This is a genomic window from Citrobacter sp. MGH103, assembly GCF_001034475.2.
Classification (GTDB): Bacteria; Pseudomonadota; Gammaproteobacteria; order Enterobacterales; family Enterobacteriaceae; genus Citrobacter; species Citrobacter freundii.
The window spans coordinates 941,406-963,578 of the sequence record NZ_CP073043.1; the positions used below are offsets into that span (position 1 = coordinate 941,406).

Consider the following 22,173-nt stretch of genomic DNA (forward strand, 5'->3'; position numbering starts at 1 on the left):
TGTAGGCCTGATAAGCGCAGCGCCATCAGGCGCTAACTGTTAAGGTGCAGGATAGGTATACACCTGATGCACCGCTTCAATCTCTGCCAGCACTTCCTCGCTCAACTCCAGATGCAGACTTTCAACGTTGGTTTTTAGCTGCTCCATGGTCGTGGCGCCCAGCAAAGTGCTGGCGACAAACGGCTGACGACGCACGAATGCCAGCGCCATTTGCGCAGGATCCAGATTATGGCGTTTCGCGATATCCACATAGGCCGCAACGGCTTTCTGCGTCTGCTCGCCGCTGTAGCGCGTGAAACGGCTAAACAGCGTATTGCGTGCACCGGCAGGTTTCGCGCCGTTCAGGTATTTCCCGGTTAATGTACCGAAGCCCAGGCAAGAGTAGGCCAGCAGCTCAACGCCTTCATACTGGCTCACTTCTGCCAGTCCAACCTCAAAGCTGCGGTTCAGCAGGCTGTAGGGGTTCTGGATGGTGGCGATGCGTGGCAGATCGTGTTTGTCCGCCAGGTGCAGATAGCGCATCACGCCAAAAGCGGTTTCATTAGAAACGCCGATGTAGCGAATTTTCCCGGCGCGCTGAAACTCTGCCAATGCGTCCAGCGTGTCCAGCAGGGAAACGACCGGCGCGGAGTCTGTCCAGCTGTAGCCTAACTTACCAAAGCAGTTGGTCGGGCGCTGCGGCCAGTGAACCTGATACAGATCCAGGTAATCGGTTTGCAGTCTTTTCAGGCTGTCGTGCAGCGCTTCACGGATATTTTTACGATCCAGCGCCTGATTCGGGCGGATGCCGCTGTCGTTGTTGCGTGATGGTCCACTGACCTTAGAAGCGACGATCAGCTTTTCGCGGCTGCCGTGTTTGGCGAGCCAGTTACCTACGTAGGTTTCGGTGAGACCCTGGGTTTCAGGACGCGGCGGTACCGGATACATCTCGGCAACGTCGATCAAATTAATGCCCTGTGCTACGGCATAATCGAGCTGTGCATGTGCGTCGGCTTCGCTGTTTTGTTCACCAAACGTCATTGTGCCCAGCCCCAGTGTACTGACTTCCAGCGAGCTGTGGGGTATACGGTGATATTGCATAGCCGTTTCCTTTTTATAATCACGACATAAGGATTATAAAAATGGCTGAGGGAAGCGAAAAAGGAAAGTAAAATTGTTAAGGCCAGCGCGCTGCTGACCTCAACCATCAGCGTTCAATGATTTGGGACACATCATCGCGGTTAATCTGCATCGCATTGCCCTGCTGGTCGTGATAGCTCACAAGACCGGTATCATCGTCAATTTCTGGTTTTCCATCGGTCAGGATCATTCGACCATCTTTTGTTGCCATTACATAATCGCTGCTGCATCCGGAAACGGCAAAAGCCAGTCCTACGGCGGAAATCAAAACTGCCCATTTTTTCATCTGCTTATCCTCACATGGCCTGCGTCTGACAATAGTTTAGTAATAACGCGAAGTTGTGCAGGGTGAAAGCAGTAAAATCTTAAACTGTGAGAAGGGGTAGGTGTGGTGGGCATTCGCTCCCCTTGCAGGGAGCGATGGATTTCATCAGAGCGGATTTTTTTTATTACGCCACAGGTTCAGGGTCTCTACCGCGATAGAGAAGAACATGGCGAAATAGATATATCCTTTCGGAACGTGGACGTCGAAACTTTCCAGAATCAGCGTAAAACCGACCAGAATCAGGAACGAGAGCGCCAGCATTTTTACTGAAGGGTGGCGATCGACAAACTCACCAATTGGGCGAGCAGCAAACATCATCACGCCTACGGCAATCACTACTGCCGCCATCATGATAAACAGATGATCGGACAAACCAACCGCAGTAATCACGGAATCCAGACTGAAGATAATGTCTAACAACATGATCTGCACAATCGCGCCCAGGAAAGAAGATACGCGGGTTTTTAACCCCTCTTCCTCACCTTCAATGGATTCGTGGATCTCCTTGCTGGCTTTCCAGATCAGGAACAATCCCCCCAGCAGAAGGATCAGGTCGCGTGCTGATATTGCCTCGCCAAACAACTCGAATAGCGGGTTTGTCAGTCGCGTTACCCAGGCGATAGAAGCCAGCAGAGCCAGACGCATGATCATCGCCGCCGCCAGCCCAATACGTCGGGCATGATTGCGTTGCGCTGTCGGGAGTTTGGCTACAACCAGAGAAAGGAAAATAATATTGTCGATCCCAAGAACGATCTCCAGCAGCGTCAGTGTACCGAGCGCAAGCCAGGCGTTAGGATCGGTTATCCATGCAAATAACATCGAACAAAGTCCTGCCAAAAAAAAGAAGCGGTAATTATAGGCCCGTAACGCGGCGGGTGAAAGGCCGGGCGGTGCCTATTGCGCCTGGAACAAGAAATGTCGCTCAAGCAATGCGCGGGTGAAGTTCTTTTTCAGGTAAAAGCCGCGTGGCAGGGTCAGGATGGGCTCGCCGTTGGCGCCAATGGCCTCGGTAAGCGCGCGGGCGTTGGCGGCTTTAGGACGCAGTTGCAGTACTTCCCCATGGCGAGCGGTGATGCGTTCGACATGACCTAACACAATCATGTCCATTAATTCTTCCCAGTCCAGACGCAATTGCCGGTCCTCTTCTTCATTCGGGCTCCACAGCAGGGGAGAGCCGACGCGGCGCTCAGCCAGCGGGATGCTGCGTTCGCCTTCTACCGGGATCCACAGAACGCGTTTGAGTTTGTGCCGTACATGGCTGGTTTCCCAGGTGACGCCGGTATTGCCGGTTAACGGTGCCACGCACACAAAAGTGGTTTCCAGCGGTCTGCCAAGACTGTCCACAGGGATCGTTTTCAGCTCCACGCCCAGCGCCGCAAAATCCTGCTCTGGTTTACTGCCCGCGCTGGCACCGAGCCAGATTTCCAGTAGCACGCCAATCCAGCCTTTATCGCGCTTAAGGTCCTTCGGCGTAACGATTCCCGCCATTGCCGCTAATTCTCCTAACGCGTAGCCCGAAAGCTGTCGTGCCTGGCTCAGCAACTGGGTTTCAGATTCAGGGGGAGAAAGCAATGGACGGAGTTCTGGCATCGGGTTAACCCTTAGGTGAAAAAATAAGCAATGATTTTATACCGTGTGGACAGAGTTTATCTTTTTCCACATGCTTTATTCAATTATATGATTTATATTGGTTTTTAGATTCACGTTTGCAGAGTTGCGCAACAGCGAAGCGGGTTTTCCAATTCTGGTCACTGACAATGAACAGGATCTTACACCATGTTATCCACAGAAAGATGGGATAACTGTGAAAAACCCCCACTACTGTTTCAATTTACAGCCTTGACGTGCGACGAAAATCGAATTTTCACACAAATTGTGCCTAACTTATTGGCATAATCTGTGGATAAAACCGACGCTGGTCGATCTTTCATCAGCGTGAAGATCGTATGAGTGATGTACATCACATTTCTGTGTGTTTATCTGCGTGGATCAGTTTTAACTTTATGAATGTATAAGACTATTTTTACTCTGTGACGAATGTCTTATTCGGACTGTTCTGGGTTTTCCCATAGTAATTCCGTACTTCTTCACAACTATATCCACAGAAAAGGTGAATAAAATCGCCTTGCTTGCCCTTCTTCTGTTTATAACTCGGCCTTTAACTGTGAGTTATTCAATTGTTATTAGAATATCGCACCCTTAACAGAGTGGTTTACCGCCCCTCAGGAGTGTGAAACAATCGTTTGTATATAAGGTTTATGTTGAGGTAGTCCGGTGATTGATGACGATGGCTACCGCCCGAATGTAGGGATAGTAATTTGTAACCGCCAGGGGCAGGTCATGTGGGCCCGGCGATTTGGTCAGCACTCCTGGCAATTTCCACAAGGTGGGATCAACGCAGGAGAGACAGCAGAGCAGGCGATGTACCGGGAACTCTTTGAAGAAGTGGGTCTCAGTCGTAAAGATGTACGGATCCTTGCTTCTACTCGTAACTGGTTGCGTTACAAGTTACCGAAACGTTTGGTGCGTTGGGACACGAAGCCGGTTTGTATCGGCCAGAAACAAAAGTGGTTTCTTCTGCAATTGGTCAGCAGCGATGCTGAAATCAATATGCAAACCAGCAGTACACCTGAGTTCGACGGCTGGCGCTGGGTGAGTTACTGGTATCCGGTTCGACAGGTGGTGTCATTTAAACGCGATGTCTATCGCAGGGTGATGAAAGAATTCGCAAGTGTTGTCATGGCGCTTCAGGAGAGCACTCCTAAGCCGCAAAGCACACCTGCGTACAGACGTAAAAGAGGTTAAGCTACGCAAATTATGCTCACCCGCCTGCGCGAAATAGTCGAAAAGGTGGCCAGTGCTCCGCGTCTGAATGAAGCGCTCAATATACTGGTTACCGACATCTGTCTTGCGATGGATACAGAGGTCTGTTCGGTTTATCTGGCCGATCACGATCGACGTTGTTATTACCTCATGGCGACCCGGGGACTGAAAAAACCACGTGGTCGCACTGTCGCACTCGCGTTTGATGAAGGTATCGTTGGCCTGGTTGGCAGGCTGGCGGAACCTATCAACCTCGCCGATGCGCAAAAACATCCCAGCTTTAAATACATACCTTCGGTAAAAGAAGAGCGTTTTCGTGCATTCTTAGGCGTACCGATCATTCAGCGTCGCCAGCTTTTAGGTGTGCTGGTGGTGCAGCAGCGTGAACTGCGTCAGTACGATGAAAGTGAAGAGTCTTTCCTCGTCACGCTCGCCACGCAAATGGCGGCCATACTTTCGCAGTCGCAACTAAACGCGCTGTTCGGTCAATACCGGCAAACGCGCATCCGTGCATTGCCTGCCGCCCCCGGCGTGGCAATAGCTGAAGGCTGGCAGGATGCGACGCTACCGCTGATGGAGCAGGTCTATCAGGCTTCAACGCTGGATCCGGTGCTTGAGCGCGAGCGACTGACCGGTGCGTTGGAAGAGGCGGCGAACGAATTCCGCCGCTACAGCAAGCGTTTTACCGCTGGGGCGCAGAAAGAAACGGCGGCGATCTTTGATCTTTACTCGCACTTGCTTTCCGATACCCGTCTGCGCCGCGAGCTGTTTGCGGAAGTGGATAACGGTTCAGTGGCCGAGTGGGCGGTTAAAACGATCATTGAAAAGTTTGCCGAACAATTTGCCGCGCTGAGCGATAACTACCTCAAAGAGCGGGCCGGAGATTTACGCGCGCTCGGCCAGCGTCTGCTGTTCCACCTTGACGACTCTATCCAGGGGCCGAATGCCTGGCCGGAACGCTTCGTACTGGTGGCGGATGAACTTTCGGCGACCACGCTGGCGGAGCTTCCTCAGGACCGGTTAGTCGGCGTGGTTGTCCGGGACGGCGCAGCCAACTCTCATGCGGCAATTATGGTTCGTGCGCTGGGTATCCCTACCGTTATGGGGGCCGATATCCAGCCGTCGGTGCTGCATCGCCGCACGCTGGTGGTGGACGGTTATCGCGGTGAACTGCTGGTCGATCCGGAACCGGTATTGATTCAGGAATACCAGCGTCTTATCAGTGAAGAAATTGAGCTGAGCCGCCTGGCGGAAGATGACGTCAACCAGCCAGCACAGTTGAAAAGCGGCGAGCGCGTGAAGGTGATGCTCAATGCGGGTCTCAGCCCGGAACATGAAGAAAAGCTGGGTAGCAGGATCGACGGTATTGGCCTGTATCGCACCGAAATCCCGTTCATGCTGCAAAGCGGTTTTCCTTCGGAAGAAGAACAGGTTGCGCAGTATCAGGGCATGCTGCAAATGTTTAACGACAAGCCGGTGACCCTACGTACGCTGGATGTTGGTGCCGATAAACAGCTGCCCTACATGCCGATCAGTGAAGAGAACCCGTGCCTTGGCTGGCGAGGGATCCGCATAACGCTCGATCAACCAGAGATCTTTTTGATCCAGGTTCGCGCCATGCTGCGTGCCAACGCGGCAACCGGTAACCTCAGCATTTTGCTGCCGATGGTAACCAGCATTGATGAAGTGGACGAAGCGCGACGTTTGATTGAACGCGCCGGACGCGAAGTGGAGGAGATGATCGGTTACGAGATCCCGAAACCGCGCATTGGCATCATGCTGGAAGTTCCGTCGATGGTGTTCATGCTGCCGCATCTGACAAACCGGATTGACTTTATCTCGGTCGGAACCAACGATCTTACCCAGTACATACTGGCCGTCGATCGTAACAACACACGGGTAGCCAGCATTTATGACAGTCTGCATCCGGGGATGTTACGTGCGCTGGCGATGATTGCGCAGGAAGCCGAAAGAAGCGGTATCGATTTACGCCTGTGCGGTGAAATGGCGGGCGACCCGATGTGCGTGGCTATTCTGATCGGCCTGGGTTTCCGTCATTTGTCGATGAACGGTCGTTCTGTCGCTCGCGTTAAATATCTGCTGCGTCATATCGATTTTGATGAGGCGCAAACGCTGGCGCAGCGCAGCCTGGAAGCGCAGATGGCAGCAGAGGTACGCCATCAGGTAGCGGCCTTTATGGAGCGCCGCGGCATGGGGGGGTTGATTCGCGGGGGATTGTAGGCCTGATAAGCGTAGCGTCATCAGGCATTACGGGGTAAAGATTACTTATACAGATCTTTTACATCTTCCCGGCATCCGCTTCTAACCCCTTGTGCTATCATTCGCACCTTTGGAGCGCCTGCATTATGCAGGCGCGCTTATCAATTGCTGTCTGACTTCAGCGAAATAACAAGAACTTGTGGTGACAGATGACCAGTAGCTATCTGCATTTTCCGGATTTCGATCCGGTCATTTTCTCAATCGGACCCGTCGCGCTTCACTGGTACGGCTTAATGTATTTGGTGGGGTTTATTTTTGCGATGTGGCTGGCGACGCGCCGAGCGAATCGCCCGGGCAGTGGCTGGACCAAAAATGAAGTAGAAAACTTACTGTATGCGGGCTTCCTCGGGGTTTTCCTCGGTGGGCGTATTGGTTACGTACTGTTCTATAACTTCGAGTTATTCCTCGATAATCCCCTGTATCTGTTCCGCGTCTGGGACGGCGGTATGTCCTTCCACGGTGGACTTATCGGTGTGATCCTGGTGATGATTATCTTCGCCAAACGCACCAAACGTTCGTTCTTCCAGGTTTCTGATTTCATTGCCCCGCTGATTCCGTTTGGTCTGGGTGCAGGGCGTCTGGGTAACTTTATCAATGGTGAGCTGTGGGGACGCGTTGACCCGAACTTCAAGTACGCCATGCTGTTCCCGGGCTCTCGTACCGAAGATATTTTACTACTGCAAACTAACCCGCAATGGCAGTCTATTTTTGATACCTACGGCTCGCTGCCGCGCCACGCCTCACAGCTTTATGAGATGGCGCTCGAGGGTGTTGTGCTGTTTATCATTCTCAACCTGTACATTCGTAAGCCGCGTCCAATGGGCTCGGTATCCGGTCTGTTCCTGATTGGTTATGGCGCGTTTCGTATTATCGTTGAATTCTTCCGCCAGCCGGATGCGCAGTTTACTGGCACCTGGGTACAGTACATCAGCATGGGGCAGATCCTCTCTATCCCGATGATTGTCGCAGGCATTATTATGATGGTTTGGGCGTACCGCCGCAGCCCACAGCAACACGTTTCCTGAGGAACCATGAAACAGTATTTAGAACTGATGCAAAAAGTGCTGGATGAAGGCACACAGAAAAACGACCGTACCGGAACCGGAACGCTTTCCATTTTTGGTCATCAGATGCGTTTTAATCTGCAGGAAGGGTTCCCGCTGGTTACGACGAAACGCTGCCATTTACGCTCGATCATTCATGAGCTGCTGTGGTTTTTGCAGGGCGACACTAACGTTGCCTACCTGCATGAAAACAACGTCTCAATCTGGGACGAATGGGCGGATGAAAACGGTAATTTAGGCCCGGTTTATGGTAAACAGTGGCGCGCGTGGCCTACGCCAGATGGTCGCCATATTGACCAGATCACCACCGTGTTAAACCAGCTTAAAAATGACCCGGACTCTCGCCGCATTATCGTTTCTGCATGGAACGTCGGTGAGCTGGATAAAATGGCGCTGGCACCGTGCCATGCGTTCTTCCAGTTTTACGTCGCGGATGGCAAGCTCTCCTGTCAGCTGTATCAGCGTTCGTGCGATGTGTTCCTCGGCCTGCCGTTTAACATTGCCAGCTACGCTTTGCTGGTACACATGATGGCGCAGCAGTGTGATCTGGAAGTGGGTGATTTTGTCTGGACCGGTGGCGACACGCACCTGTACAGCAATCATATGGATCAAACGCATCTGCAGCTTAGCCGTGAACCTCGCGCGTTGCCGAAACTGGTTATTAAACGTAAGCCTGAATCTATCTTTGACTATCGCTTCGAAGACTTTGAAATTGAAGGCTACGATCCGCACCCGGGTATTAAAGCGCCGGTGGCTATCTAACCAGCTTCATGCTGACACAACCGACGCCCGTGCGCGTCGGTTTTTTTTGTCTAAAATCACGTTCTTCGGCGAACATTCCTGAAATAGTGCAACGGTCTGCAACGCGACAAATATTTCCCGTAGCTCGCCGTAGAAACCGAATTTCCCGCTCGTTATTCATTTTCCTCGCGCCATACTGGCGACATGAAAAAACAACAAGGTTACACGCTTCTCGAAACCCTGATTGCGATGCTGATCGTCGCGGCGCTTGGTGCATCTGGGCTGTATGGTTGGCAGCGCTGGCAGCAGCAACAGCGGCTGTGGCAGACCGCCTGCCAGGTGCGGGACTACCTGCTGCAACTGCGTGAAGATGCTAACTGGCGCAATCGTGATCACGTCATCAACGTACTCCGCGAAGGGGGGACATGGTGTCTGGCAAGCTCAGCGACATCACAAGCTTCGTGTCAGCCTGTTTCACCGTTGATATTTGCGCCACTTTGGGCTGATGTCGAAATGGCAGATATCACGCCTTCACTGGCTTTTTTTGGACTGCGCAATACGGCATGGGCCGGACATATACGCCTGAAAAATGCGGCAGGGGAATGGCGCGTGGTGGTGTCTGGCTGGGGGCGAATCAGGCTTTGTGAGCGCGATGAGGCCAGATTATGTCAGTAAACGAACGGGGATTTTCACTGCTGGAGGTGCTCATTGCCATGGCGATTAGCAGTATTTTATTACTTAGCTCAGCACGATTTTTACCGGCGCTACAGCGAGAGATTCTGCGTAACACGCGCCAGTTAGCGCTGGAAGATGAAATATGGCAGCGAGCCTACACCGTGGCGAAGCATCTTCAACGGGCGGGGTATTGCCGGGGAAACTGTGTCGGAGAGGGACTGGTGATATCGGCTAAGGGGGACTGTGTCATTGCACGCTGGGATGCCAACGGCAACGGCGTTTGGGAGAGCAGTTCCGCGAAAGAGGCTGATTCTATCGGGTTTCGTTTACAGGACAAGGTATTGGAAACCCTGCGTGGAGCCACCGGCTGCACTGGAAAAGGATGGGAGAAAATGACCGATCAGACTACCATCCAGATTGAGGCATTCCAGGTTGAACGGCTGAATTTTAGCGGATATTCCCCGCTTCTTACGCTGCGTTTGCGTGGAGTGAGCAATGACGAACCACAAAAAGTTGTTGAAGCGGTCTACAGCGTTACGGGATTTAACCTGTGAACCGTGAGCGAGGCGTATCCTCTCTGGCAATGGTCCTGTTGCTACTGGTGCTCGGTAGTCTGCTGCTGCAAGGCGTTATCAGACAGGAGGCTAGTTTTGCTGCGCGTGTGGTCACACAAAGTCAGGCGCTGCAGCGTCAGGCGGTAGTGCAATCCGCGATGGAATGGGGGCGTATACAACCCTGGCGCTTACAACCCGTCGTACAGTGTCGGCGCGATCCCACGCAGAATGCCGCGGTTTGCCTGCGCCTGCTTACCAATAATTTCGTGCTGCTAATCGCCCACTATGAAGGAGTATTTTTATGGCGTCAGGGGGCGGTTATTGATGGCAACATAGAATTCTCGGCGCATGGCTGGAGCGATTTTTGTCCGCTTAAGGAGCAGACGTTATGCCAGATCCCCTGAACAGTCAGCGTGGCTTTAGTCTGCCGGAAGTTATGCTGGCAATGGTACTGATGATCATGATTGTGACCGCGTTGTCAGGATACCAGCGGGTGCTAATGAACAGCTTTATTATCAGAAACCAGTATCAACAACTCTGGCGTCACGCCTGGCAGCAAAGCCAGCTGTACCAGTTTTCATCGCCTGTGAACTGGCAGGTTAACCGAATGCAGACAACGAGAGCGGGATGTGTCAGCATCAACGTCATAATTTCTTCACCCCTCGGCAGGCAGGGTCAGATGACGCGTCTGCATTGCCCGAATCGTCAGTAGTCAGGAGTCGCTATGTTAAGGGTCTACCACTCCAACCGTCTGGATGTGCTGGAAGCGTTAATGGAGTTTATCGTTGAGCGCGAGCGGCTGGACGACCCCTTTGAGCCTGAGATGATCCTGGTTCAAAGTACCGGTATGGCGCAGTGGTTACAAATGACTCTTGCACAGAAGTTTAGTATTGCCGCCAATATCGATTTTCCGCTGCCCGCGAGTTTTATCTGGGATATGTTTGTGCGTGTGCTGCCGGATATCCCGAAAGAGAGCGCGTTCAGCAAACAGAGCATGAGCTGGAAGTTGATGACGCTGTTGCCGCAATTGCTGGATGGCGATGACTTTGCATTGCTGCGCCACTATCTGACGGACGACACCGATAAACGTAAGCTTTTTCAGCTTTCCTCGCGCGCGGCTGACCTTTTCGACCAGTATTTAGTCTACCGCCCTGACTGGTTGACCCAGTGGGAAGCGGGGCGACTGGTTGAGGGACTCGGCGAGTCTCAGGCCTGGCAGGCACCGTTGTGGAAAGCGCTGGTGGAATACACCGCGGAGTTGGGCCAGCCGCGTTGGCATCGTGCCAATTTATACCAACGATTTATTCAGACGTTGGAAAACGCGTCCGAGTGCCCGCAGGGACTGCCTTCTCGCGTCTTTATTTGCGGCATTTCGGCGCTGCCGCCGGTTTATTTGCAGGCATTGCAGGCTCTGGGTAAGCACATCGATATTCATCTGTTGTTTACCAACCCTTGTCGCTACTACTGGGGAGATATTAAAGATCCTGCCTGGCTGGCGAAGCTGATGGCGCGTCAGCGTCGGCACAGCTTTGAAGAACGGCACCTGCCGCTGTTTCGTGATAACCAGAAAGCCGAAGGATTATTTAACAGCGATGGCGAACAGGATGTGGGCAACCCGATGCTGGCCTCGTGGGGCAAACTGGGGCGTGATTACATTTATTTGCTTTCGGAGCTGGAAAATAGTCAGGAACTGGATGCGTTTGTCGACATTACGCCTGACAACCTTTTGCATAATATTCAATCAGATATTCTGGAACTCGAAAGTCATGCCGTGGCGGGCGTCACGCTGAAAGAATATTCCCGTAGTGACAATAAACGCCGGCTTGATCTGAACGATACCAGCGTGACTTTCCATGTCTGCCATAGCCCACAGCGCGAGGTGGAAATTCTGCATGACCGGCTGTTGGCCATGCTGGAAGCGGACCCAACGCTGACGCCGCGCGATATTATCGTGATGGTGGCGGACATCGACAGCTACAGCCCATTCATTCAGTCGGTCTTTGGCAGTGCACCAGCCGAGCGTTACTTACCTTATGCGATTTCCGACCGTCGGGCACGTCAGTCTCATCCCGTCTTACAGGCTTTTATTAGTCTGCTGTCTCTACCGGATAGCCGTTTTGTCTCAGAGGATGTTCTGGCGTTACTGGATGTCCCCGTGCTGGCGGCGCGTTTCAACATTGATGAAGAAGGGTTGCGCTATCTTCGCTTATGGGTCAATGAATCCGGGATTCGTTGGGGAATTGACGACGATAACGTGCGTGAACTGGAACTTCCGCCTACAGGTCAGCATACCTGGCAATTTGGTTTAACGCGTATGCTGCTCGGCTACGCGATGGAAAGTGCGCAGGGCGAGTGGCAATCGGTATTGCCTTACGATGAGTCCAGCGGTTTGATTGCCGAGCTGGTAGGGCATCTGGCCTCGTTGCTGATGCAGCTTAATCTCTGGCGTAGAGGCTTAGCGCAGGAACGACCGCTGGAAGAGTGGCTACCTGTTTGTCGGGAAATGCTTAATGATTTCTTCCTGCCGGACGCGGATACCGAAGCGGCGATGACGCTGATTGAACAGCAGTGGCAGGCTATTATCACCGAAGGTTTAGGGGCCGAGTACGGCGATGCTATACCGCTCTCTCTGTTACGTGATGAGCTGGCCCAGCGCCTTGATCAGGAACGCATCAGCCAGCGCTTCCTGGCGGGTCCCGTTAACATTTGTACGCTGATGCCGATGCGCTCCATTCCGTTCAAAGTGGTGTGCCTGCTGGGTATGAACGATGGGGTTTATCCACGCCAGCTTGCGCCGCTGGGCTTTGATTTAATGAGTCAAAAACCGATGCGGGGCGATCGCAGCCGTCGTGATGATGACCGCTATCTGTTCCTCGAAGCATTGATTTCGGCACAGCAGACGCTCTACATCAGCTACATTGGCCGCTCTATCCAGGATAACAGCGAGCGCTTCCCGTCGGTGCTGGTGCAAGAACTGATGGACTACATCGGGCAAAGCCATTATCTGCCGGGTGACGAATTGTTGACCTGCGATCAAAGCGAGGCAAGGGTAAAAGCGCACATTACCCGTTTGCATACCCGTATGCCCTTTGATGCACAAAACTATTTGCCGGGCGAACAGCAAAGCTATGCCCGGGAATGGCTGCCTGCGGCGAGTCTGTCAGGAAAAGCGCACACGGATTTTGTGCAGCCTCTTCCTTTTGAAATGCCAGAAACACTGACTCTGGAAACGCTGCAGCGATTTTGGGCTCACCCGGTGCGGGCCTTTTTCCAGATGCGTTTGAGGGTCAACTTCCGCTCTGAAGAGAGTGAGATCCCGGACACGGAGCCTTTCACCCTTGAAGGATTAACCCGCTATCAGCTTAATCAGCAATTACTTAATACACTGGTTGAAGAGAACGACGTTGAACGACTGTTTCGTCGTTTTCGTGCGGCGGGCACGCTACCCTATGGGCCGTTTGGCGAAATTCTGTGGGATACGCAGCGTCAGGAGATGCAGTCGCTGGCTGAGCGTATTATCGCCTGTCGTCAGCCCTGTCAGAGCATGGAAATCGATCTTAACTGTAACGGCGTACAAATCACCGGTTGGTTGCCGCAGGTTCAAGAGGACGGTTTGTTGCGCTGGCGCCCATCTTTGATCAGCATTGCGCAGGGCGTGCAACTTTGGCTGGAACATCTTGTCTATTGTGCGAGTGGCGGTACGGGAGAGAGCCGATTATTCCTGCGTAAAGACGGGGAATGGCGTTTTCCGCCGCTGGATGCAGAACAGGCGTTGCTGTATCTGTCGCAACTCATTGAGGGGTATCGGGAAGGCATGTCGTCACCATTGCTGGTATTGCCCGAAAGCGGCGGTGCATGGATAAAAACCTGTTATGACGCCGCAAATGATGCCATGTTAGATGACGATGCAACGTTGCAAAAAGCGCGCAGTAAGTTTCTGCAAGCCTATGAAGGCAACATGATAGTACGTGGCGAAGGTGATGATATCTGGTATCAACGTCTTTGGCGTCAACTGGATGCTGATACGCTGGAGACTATTGTTTTACAGTCTCAACGCTACCTGTTACCGATTTTTCGCTTCAATCAGTCATGATGGCTGTATAAAAATTGCGCAATTCGATAGCTTCCACTATGATGCGCATTCTGTCACGGACTGATTCTTACAAAGAGAAGATGCTGGCTCGTTCAGCACATAGTCTTGCCCTGTTCAGACCATGTATTTATGCGTGGTTTGTAGTGAACAGGTGAATACGTTAATGATGAGGTTTGTGAATGCCCCGCAGCACCTGGTTCAGCGCATTACTGTTGTTCGTCGCCCTTTGGGTTCCCGTAAGTCAGGCAGATACCGGTTGGCAGCCTTTAGCTGAAACCATCCGTAAAAGCGATAAAGATACCCGTCAGTATCAGGCCGTGCGCCTTGATAACGGCATGGTTGTGCTGCTGGTATCCGATCCTCAGGCCGTGAAATCCCTTTCTGCACTGGTAGTCCCCGTGGGCTCGCTGGAAGATCCGGACGATCATCAGGGGCTGGCACACTATCTCGAACACATGTGCCTGATGGGCTCGAAAAAATACCCGCAGCCGGACAGCCTGGCTGAATTTCTGAAAATGCACGGCGGTAGCCACAATGCCAGCACTGCGCCTTATCGTACGGCCTTCTATCTTGAAGTCGAAAACGACGCGTTGGTGGGGGCGGTGGATCGCCTGGCGGATGCTATTGCCGATCCATTGTTGGATAAAAAATATGCCGACCGTGAGCGTAACGCGGTTAACTCCGAGCTGACGCTGGCGCGTACCCGAGACGGGATGCGTATGGCGCAGGTGAGCGCTGAGACTATCAACCCGGCGCACCCTGGCTCTCGTTTCTCTGGCGGGAATCTAGAGACATTAAGCGACAAACCGGGCAACCCGGTGGTACAGGCGTTACAAAAATTTCATGAAAAGTACTACTCCGCGAACCTGATGAAGGCGGTGATTTATAGCAATAAACCGCTGCCAGAGCTGGCGCGTATAGCGGCTGACACCTTTGGGCGCGTGCCGAACAGAAATATCGAAAAGCCTGAAATTACCGTACCGGTCGTCACTGATGCGCAAAAGGGCATCATCATCCACTATGTTCCGGCAATGCCGCGTAAAGTATTGCGCGTCGAGTTTCGTATCGATAACAACAGCGCGCAGTTCCGCAGTAAAACCGATGAGCTGGTGACCTACCTGATTGGCAATCGTAGTCCGGGCACATTGTCTGACTGGCTGCAAAAGCAGGGCCTGGTTGAAGGTATTCGCGCAGACTCCGATCCGGTGGTCAACGGGAACAGCGGCGTGTTAGCCATTTCCGCGACGTTAACCGACAAGGGGCTGGCGAATCGCAATGAAGTTGTCGCGGCAATCTTTAGCTACCTCAATTTGTTACGCGAGAAAGGCGTCGATAAACGCTATTTTGACGAGCTGGCGCATGTGCTGGATCTCGATTTCCGTTATCCCTCCATCACCCGTGATATGGACTACGTGGAATGGCTGGCTGATACCATGATCCGCGTTCCCGTCGAGCATACGCTGGATGCGGTGAATATTGCTGACCAGTACGATGCGAAAGCTGTTGAGCAACGTCTGGCAATGATGACGCCGCAGAATGCGCGTATCTGGTATATCAGCGCGAAAGAGCCGCATAATAAAACCGCTTATTTTGTCGATGCGCCTTACCAGGTGGATAAAATCAGTGACAAAACCTTTGCCGACTGGCAGCAAAAAGCACAGGGCATTGCGCTGTCGTTACCGGAGGTGAACCCCTACATTCCGGATGATTTCACGCTGATTAAGACGGATAAAAAATACGCTCATCCGGAGCTGATTGTTGATGAGCCGGATTTACGCGTGGTGTATGCCCCGAGCCAGTATTTTGCCAGCGAGCCGAAGGCTGACGTCAGCGTGATCCTGCGTAACCCGAAAGCCATGGACAGCGCCCGCAACCAGGTCTTATTCGCACTTAACGATTACCTGGCGGGGATTGCGCTCGATCAGTTAAGTAACCAGGCATCGGTAGGTGGAATTGGTTTCTCTACCAACGCTAACAATGGGTTGATGCTTAACGCCAACGGCTACACCCAACGTTTGCCGCAGCTTTTTCAGGCGCTGCTGAGCGGCTATTTCAGCTATACCTCAACGGATGAACAACTGGAACAGGCGAAATCCTGGTATGCCCAGATGATGGATTCCGCAGAAAAGGGTAAAGCCTACGATCAGGCTATTATGCCGGTGCAGATGCTTTCTCAGGTGCCTTATTTTTCACGTGATGAGCGCCGTCAGTTGCTGCCTTCCATCACCCTGAAAGAGGTGATGACCTACCGCGACGCCTTAAAAACCGGTGCGCGACCTGAATTCCTGGTCATTGGAAATATGAGCGAAGCTCAGACAACGAGCATGGCGCGGGATATCCAAAAACAGCTTGGTGCGAACGGGTCACAGTGGTGTCGTAACAAAGATGTGGTGGTGGACAAGAAGCAGTCCGTCATCTTTGAAAAAGCAGGCAGCAGCACGGATTCAGCACTGGCGGCGGTATTTGTGCCAACCGGATACGATGAATACACCAGTTCAGCCTACAGCGCCATGTTGGGGCAGATTGTTCAGCCGTGGTTCTACAATCAGCTGCGTACTGAAGAACAGTTAGGTTACGCCGTATTTGCTTTCCCGATGAGCGTTGGCCGTCAGTGGGGAATGGGGTTCTTGCTGCAAAGCAGTGATAAGCAGCCGTCTTACCTCTGGGAGCGTTATAAAGCGTTCTTCCCGACGGCGGAAGCGAAGCTGCGGGCGATGAAACCTGAAGAGTTCGCGCAAATTCAGCAGGCGATTATTGCGCAAATGCTGCAGGCGCCGCAAACGCTGGGGGCAGAAGCCTCACAGTTAAGCAAAGATTTTGATCGCGGCAATATGCGCTTCGATTCACGTGATAAAATAGTGGCTCAGATTAAACTGCTGACGCCGCAAAAACTTGCCGACTTCTTCCATCAGGCGGTGGTTGAGCCGCAAGGCATGGCGATATTGTCACAGGTTTCCGGCAGTCAGAACGGGCAAGCAGAATATGTGCACCCGGAAGGCTGGAAAGTGTGGCAGACCGTCAGCGCGTTGCAGCAAACCTTACCCCTGATGAGTGATAAGAATGAATGATGCCGCTGAGTCCCTTGATCCACTGCGTTTGCCCCTGACGGGCGAGCGTCTGATTGAAGCCTCTGCGGGCACCGGTAAAACCTTTACCATCGCCGCCCTGTATTTACGTTTACTGCTTGGACTGGGCGGCTCTGCCGCCTTTCCTCGTCCTCTGACCGTCGAAGAACTGCTGGTAGTCACCTTCACTGAGGCGGCTACCGAAGAGTTGCGCGGTCGAATTCGTAGCAACATTCATGAACTGCGAATTGCCTGCCTGCGTGAAACCACCGACAACCCGCTATATGCCCGTTTGTTAGATGAAATTGCCGATAAAAAACAGGCTGCTCAGTGGCTGTTATTGGCTGAAAGACAGATGGATGAAGCGGCGGTGTTTACCATCCACGGTTTTTGTCAGCGTATGCTCAGCCTTAACGCCTTTGAGTCTGGCATGTTGTTCGAACAGCAGCTGATAGAGGATGAATCGCTGCTGCGCTATCAGGCCTGCGCGGACTTCTGGCGTCGGCACTGCTACCCGTTGCCCCGCGACATTGCGCAGGTGGTTTTTGAAACGTGGAAAGGGCCGCAGGCGCTGCTGAGAGATATCGATCGCTATCTGCAAGGGGAAGCACCGGTTATCAAGGCTCCTCCGCCCGATGACGAAACGCTGGCCTCCCGGCATGAACAAATTCTTGCACGCATTAACCAGATCAAGCAGCAATGGCGTGATTCTGTTGATGAGCTGGATGGTCTGCTGGAAGCCTCCGGGATCGATCGGCGTAAATTTAATCGCGCTAACCAGGGTAAGTGGATCGAAAAGATCAGCGCATGGGCGCAGGAAGAAACCCAAAGCTATCAGTTGCCTGATGCGTTGGAGAAATTCTCCCAGCGCTTTTTAGAAGAGCGAACCAAAGCGGGCGGGATAACTCCTCAGCACCCGCTTTTCGTCGCTATTGATGAACTGCTTAGCGAACCGTTAACCCTGCGCGATCTGGTGATCACCCGGGCGCTGGCGGAGATCCGCGCGGCGGTTGCCGAGGAGAAACGCCGCCGCGGCGAGCTGGGTTTTGACGATATGCTCAGCCGTCTGGATGCAGCGTTGCGCAGTGAAAGCGGCGATGCGCTGGCGACGGCTATTCGCACCCGTTTTCCGGTTGCCATGATCGATGAATTCCAGGATACCGATCCGCAGCAGTACCGTATTTTTCGTCGGATCTGGCAGCATCAGCCGGATACCGCACTTCTGCTGATTGGCGATCCAAAACAGGCGATTTACGCGTTTCGCGGTGCGGATATCTTCACCTATATGAAGGCGCGCAGCGAAGTCAGCGCACACTATACGCTTGATACCAACTGGCGTTCGGCCCCTGGCATGGTCAATAGCGTGAATACGCTTTTCAGCCAGATGGACGACGCCTTTATGTTCCGCGAAATCCCCTTCAGCCCGGTAAAATTCGCAGAAAAAAACCAGTCGCTTCAGTTTGTTTTACACGGTGAAACGCAGCCAGCCATGAGTATGTGGCTGATGGAAGGGGAAAGCTGTGGCGTAGGCGACTATCAGAACTACATGGCGCAGGTGTGCGCCACGCAAATTCGCGACTGGCTTAAGGCCGGACATTCTGGCGCTGCGCAACTGGTCAGTGGCAAAGCATCCAGCCCGGTACGCGCGTCGGACATCAGCGTACTGGTACGTAGCCGCCAGGAAGCGGCGCTGGTCCGCGATGCGCTGACGCAACTGGCCATTCCCTCCGTCTACCTCTCTAACCGTGACAGCGTATTTGAAACGCTGGAAGCGCAGGAGTTGCTGTGGGTGCTGCAGGCGGTGATGACGCCGGAGCGTGAGAACACGCTGCGTAGCGCGCTGGCGACCTCAATGATGGGGCTGAATGCGCAGGATCTTGAAGCGTTAAATAACGACGAAAATGCCTGGGATGCGGTGGTCGAGGAGTTCGATGGTTATCGTCAGATCTGGCATAAACGCGGCGTGATGCCGATGCTGCGCGCGCTGATGGCTGCCCGCCAGATTGCGGAGAACCTGCTGGCGACGGCGGGGGGCGAACGTCGACTGACCGACATTTTACATATCAGCGAACTGTTGCAGGAAGCGGGCTCGCAGCTGGAAAGCGAGCATGCGCTGGTGCGCTGGTTGTCCCAGCATATTCTTGAACCCGACAGCAATGCGTCCAGTCAGCAGCTCAGGCTCGAAAGCGACAAGCATTTGGTTAAAATCGTCACCATCCATAAATCGAAAGGGCTGGAATATCCGCTGGTCTGGCTGCCATTTATCACCAATTTCCGCGTCCAGGATCAGGCTTTCTACCACGATCGCAGCTCCTTTGAAGCGGTGCTGGATCTCAGCGATGCCGAGGAGAGCGTTGAGCTGGCAGAAGCGGAACGTCTGGCGGAAGACCTGCGTTTGCTGTATGTCGCGCTAACCCGTTCGGTATGGCACTGCAGCCTTGGCGTTGCGCCGTTGGTACGACGTCGGGGCGATAAAAAAGGGGATACCGATGTGCATCAGAGCGCCCTTGGTCGCCTGTTACAAAAAGGTGAGCCGATGGATGCCGCGGGTCTGCGTGGCGCGATTGAAGCGCTTTGCAGCAACGATATTGCCTGCCAGACTCCCGGGCAGCCTGACGGCGAACCCTGGCAGGTTGCGCAGTCTGTTAGCAGTGAACTGAGTGCAAAAATACTGCAGCGTACGCCCGGCGATAGCTGGCGCGTGACCAGTTATTCCGGTCTGCAACAGCGTGGACATGGTATTGCGCAGGATCTGATCCCACGACTGGATATCGATGCCGCAGGCGTCGGTGAGGTTATTGAAGAATCAGGACTCACACCGCATCAGTTCCCGCGCGGTGCTTCGCCGGGTACGTTCTTGCATAGCCTGTTTGAAAATCTCGATTTTACGCAACCGGTGGATCCGCATTGGGTCGAGGAGCAACTGGCGTTGGGCGGTTATGACGCGCACTGGACGCCGGTTTTGACCGAATGGCTGGACGCCATTTTGCAGGCACCTCTCAACGAGACGGGCGTGAGTTTGAGTCAGCTTTCCGCGCGAGAAAAACAGGTGGAGATGGAGTTTTATCTGCCGATTTCGCAGCCGCTGATGGCCAGTCAACTTGATGCGTTGATTCGTCAGTACGATCCGCTCTCGGCGGGGTGCCCTGCGTTGGACTTTATGCAGGTGCGCGGCATGCTAAAAGGCTTTATTGACCTGGTATTCCGCCACCAGGGGCGCTATTACCTGCTCGATTACAAATCGAACTGGCTGGGTGAAGACAGCTCCGCCTATACGCAGCAGGCGATGGCCTCTGCCATGCAGGCGCATCGCTACGACCTGCAATATCAACTTTATACCCTGGCGCTGCATCGCTACTTGCGCCATCGCATTGCTGATTACGATTATGAACGCCATTTTGGCGGCGTTATCTATCTCTTCCTGCGTGGCGTTGACCGTGAAAATCCGCAGCAGGGAATTTATGCGACCCGACCTGACGGAGAGTTGATCGCTTTGATGGACGAGTTGTTTGCCGGTGTGCCGCTGGAGGAGATGTCATGACAATCCAGAAACGATTACTGGAAGCCGTTGAGCAAAAGCAGCTCCGCCCTCTGGATGCCCAGTTCGCGCTGGCGGTTGCCGGAAATGATAACCCTGCCGTTGCGCTGGCAGCGGCGTTGCTCAGCCGTGAAGCAGGAGAAGGGCACGTCTGCTTACCGCTTTCGCGTCTATCCCGAAGTGAGGACGCCCATCCTCTGTTAAGCGCCTGGCTCGCTGAAGCGGGAGAGCCCGAAGACTGGGCGGAATGCCTGCTGGCCTCCGGGGCGGTAAGCCGTGGCGAGCAGCCCACACCGCTGGTGCTGTACGGCGATCGTTTGTATCTGAACCGGATGTGGCATAACGAACGCGCGGTGGCGCGCTTTTTCGGTGAAGTTAACTACGCCATTGAGGTGGATGAACAACGGCTGACCCACACGCTGGCAGCGCTGTTTCCGCCCGTTGAAGGCGTTAACTGGCAAAAAGTGGCCGCTGCTGTCGCGCTGACCCGTCGTATATCGGTGATCTCCGGCGGACCGGGGACCGGAAAAACAACAACGGTGGCGAGGCTTCTGGCGGCGTTGATTCAGATGGCGGACGGTGAACGCTGTCGTATTCGCCTGGCGGCGCCCACGGGAAAAGCAGCAGCACGTCTGACCGCCTCGCTGGGCGCGGCGTTGCGTGAACTGCCGCTGACCGATGAGCAAAAGAAGCGCATTCCCGATGATGCCAGTACGCTGCATCGATTATTAGGCGCTCAGCCTGGTAGCCAACGCTTGCGGCATCATGCAGGAAACCCGCTGCATCTTGACGTGCTGGTAGTGGATGAAGCCTCGATGATCGATTTGCCGATGATGTCGCGCCTTATCGATGCGCTACCGCCACACGGGCGGGTGATTTTTCTGGGCGATCGCGACCAGCTCGCTTCTGTTGAAGCGGGGGCGGTACTGGGGGATATCTGTGCTTTCGTCGGTGATGGTTTTACCCCGGAGCGTGCCCGCCAGCTTAGTCGCCTGACTGAAACCACTATTCCGGCTGGTTCGGGAACTCAGGCGGCTGCTCTGCGCGACAGTTTGTGCCTGCTGCAAAAGAGCTACCGTTTCGGTAGCGATTCCGGAATCGGTCAGTTGGCTGCGGCGATTAATCGTGGTGACAAAGCCGCGATAAAAACGGTCTTCCAGCAGGGATTTGGCGACATCGAAAAACGCGCTCTGCACAGCAGCGAAGATTACGCTGCGATGCTGGAGGAAGCGCTGGCGGGTTATGGTCACTATCTGGATTTACTGCGCGAGCGCGCCGAGCCGGATGCTGTCATTCAGGCCTTCAATGAGTATCAGCTATTGTGTGCCCTGCGGGAAGGTCCGTTTGGCGTGGGTGGTTTGAATGAACGCATTGAGCAGGTGATGGCGCAAAAACGCAAAATTCACCGTTCGACGCATAGCCGCTGGTATGAGGGAAGGCCAGTGATGATCGCGCGCAATGACAGTTCGCTGGGATTATTTAACGGTGATATTGGCATTGCCCTGGATCGTGGGCAGGGTCTGAGGGTGTGGTTTGCGCTGCCGGGCGGTTCTATCAAATCGGTCCAGCCCAGCCGCTTGCCTGAACATGAAACCACCTGGGCAATGACGGTGCACAAATCGCAGGGATCTGAGTTTGACCACGCGGCGTTGATTTTACCCAACCAGCATTCACCTGTGGTGACTCGCGAGCTGGTCTATACCGCCGTTACCCGCGCGCGCCGTCGTTTGTCGCTGTATGCCGATGAGCGGATATTGAGTGGCGCCATTGCCACCCGAACCGAACGCCGCAGCGGATTGTCGGCGTTGTTTAATGATGGCATGATGTAGGCCGGATAAGCGTCAGCGCCATCCGGCTGTGTGCCTGATGGCGACGCTATCGCGTCTGATCAGGCCT

General features: G+C 53.8%; 16 protein-coding genes. 12 read left to right on the top strand and 4 right to left on the bottom strand.

Going from position 1 to position 22,173, the window contains the following annotated elements; all coding sequences use genetic code 11:
* Positions 1-39: 39 nt before the first annotated feature.
* The 4 genes from SK33_RS04560 to mutH form a co-directional block, all read right to left on the bottom strand.
* The gene (locus SK33_RS04560) at positions 40-1,080 is read right to left on the bottom strand and encodes an NADP(H)-dependent aldo-keto reductase (protein WP_003033954.1); all 1,041 of its coding nucleotides are present in this window, start codon (positions 1,078-1,080) and stop codon (positions 40-42) included.
* 106 nt (positions 1,081-1,186) lie between these two features.
* Complete coding sequence (ygdR, locus tag SK33_RS04565) at positions 1,187-1,405, bottom strand: lipoprotein YgdR (RefSeq protein WP_000758660.1); 219 nt, start codon at positions 1,403-1,405, stop codon at positions 1,187-1,189.
* Positions 1,406-1,549: 144 nt separating this feature from the next.
* Positions 1,550-2,263: a TerC family protein gene (locus tag SK33_RS04570; protein WP_003033961.1), complete on the bottom strand. Its 714-nt coding sequence runs from the start codon at positions 2,261-2,263 to the stop codon at positions 1,550-1,552.
* Positions 2,264-2,338: 75 nt separating this feature from the next.
* The gene (gene mutH, locus SK33_RS04575) at positions 2,339-3,034 is read right to left on the bottom strand and encodes a DNA mismatch repair endonuclease MutH (RefSeq protein ID WP_032949959.1); all 696 of its coding nucleotides are present in this window, start codon (positions 3,032-3,034) and stop codon (positions 2,339-2,341) included.
* Positions 3,035-3,718: 684 nt separating this feature from the next.
* Here mutH and rppH point away from each other — a divergent pair.
* The 12 genes from rppH (at position 3,719) to recD (ending at position 22,106) form a co-directional block, all read left to right on the top strand.
* On the top strand, positions 3,719-4,249 hold the full coding sequence (gene rppH / locus SK33_RS04580; RefSeq protein WP_003033982.1) for an RNA pyrophosphohydrolase: 531 nt from the start codon (positions 3,719-3,721) through the stop codon (positions 4,247-4,249).
* Between the two features lie 12 nt (positions 4,250-4,261).
* Positions 4,262-6,508 (top strand): phosphoenolpyruvate--protein phosphotransferase, encoded by a 2,247-nt coding sequence (gene ptsP, locus SK33_RS04585; protein WP_003033984.1) that lies wholly within the window; start codon positions 4,262-4,264, stop codon positions 6,506-6,508.
* A gap of 188 nt (positions 6,509-6,696) precedes the next feature.
* The gene (gene lgt, locus SK33_RS04590; protein ID WP_003846461.1) at positions 6,697-7,572 is read left to right on the top strand and encodes a prolipoprotein diacylglyceryl transferase; all 876 of its coding nucleotides are present in this window, start codon (positions 6,697-6,699) and stop codon (positions 7,570-7,572) included.
* Between the two features lie 6 nt (positions 7,573-7,578).
* Entirely contained in the window at positions 7,579-8,373 is a 795-nt protein-coding gene (gene thyA / locus SK33_RS04595) for a thymidylate synthase (RefSeq protein WP_003033990.1), read from the top strand.
* Positions 8,374-8,556: 183 nt separating this feature from the next.
* Positions 8,557-9,027: a prepilin peptidase-dependent protein gene (locus tag SK33_RS04600; protein ID WP_003033993.1), complete on the top strand. Its 471-nt coding sequence runs from the start codon at positions 8,557-8,559 to the stop codon at positions 9,025-9,027.
* Positions 9,018-9,581: a prepilin peptidase-dependent protein gene (locus SK33_RS04605; protein WP_048218533.1), complete on the top strand. Its 564-nt coding sequence runs from the start codon at positions 9,018-9,020 to the stop codon at positions 9,579-9,581. The genes SK33_RS04600 and SK33_RS04605 overlap by 10 nt, the downstream gene beginning before the upstream one ends.
* Positions 9,578-9,985, top strand: coding sequence for a DUF2509 family protein (locus SK33_RS04610; protein WP_048218532.1), 408 nt, complete (start codon positions 9,578-9,580; stop codon positions 9,983-9,985). Before SK33_RS04605 ends, SK33_RS04610 begins: the two co-directional genes overlap by 4 nt.
* A complete protein-coding gene (locus tag SK33_RS04615) occupies positions 9,970-10,293 on the top strand; it encodes a prepilin-type N-terminal cleavage/methylation domain-containing protein (protein WP_003846470.1) in 324 nt (107 codons plus the stop codon). Before SK33_RS04610 ends, SK33_RS04615 begins: the two co-directional genes overlap by 16 nt.
* 12 nt (positions 10,294-10,305) lie before the next feature.
* Positions 10,306-13,674 carry an exodeoxyribonuclease V subunit gamma gene (gene recC, locus SK33_RS04620; RefSeq protein ID WP_048218531.1) on the top strand — a complete coding sequence of 1,123 codons (3,369 nt, stop codon included), beginning with the start codon at positions 10,306-10,308 and terminating at the stop codon, positions 13,672-13,674.
* Positions 13,675-13,853: 179 nt separating this feature from the next.
* Positions 13,854-16,742, top strand: a complete 2,889-nt coding sequence (gene ptrA, locus SK33_RS04625) for a pitrilysin (protein WP_048218530.1) — start codon at positions 13,854-13,856, stop codon at positions 16,740-16,742.
* Positions 16,735-20,280: an exodeoxyribonuclease V subunit beta gene (recB, locus tag SK33_RS04630; RefSeq protein WP_048218529.1), complete on the top strand. Its 3,546-nt coding sequence runs from the start codon at positions 16,735-16,737 to the stop codon at positions 20,278-20,280. The genes ptrA and recB overlap by 8 nt, the downstream gene beginning before the upstream one ends.
* Entirely contained in the window at positions 20,277-22,106 is a 1,830-nt protein-coding gene (gene recD, locus SK33_RS04635) for an exodeoxyribonuclease V subunit alpha (protein ID WP_003034009.1), read from the top strand. Before recB ends, recD begins: the two co-directional genes overlap by 4 nt.
* The last annotated feature ends 67 nt before the right edge of the window (positions 22,107-22,173 follow it).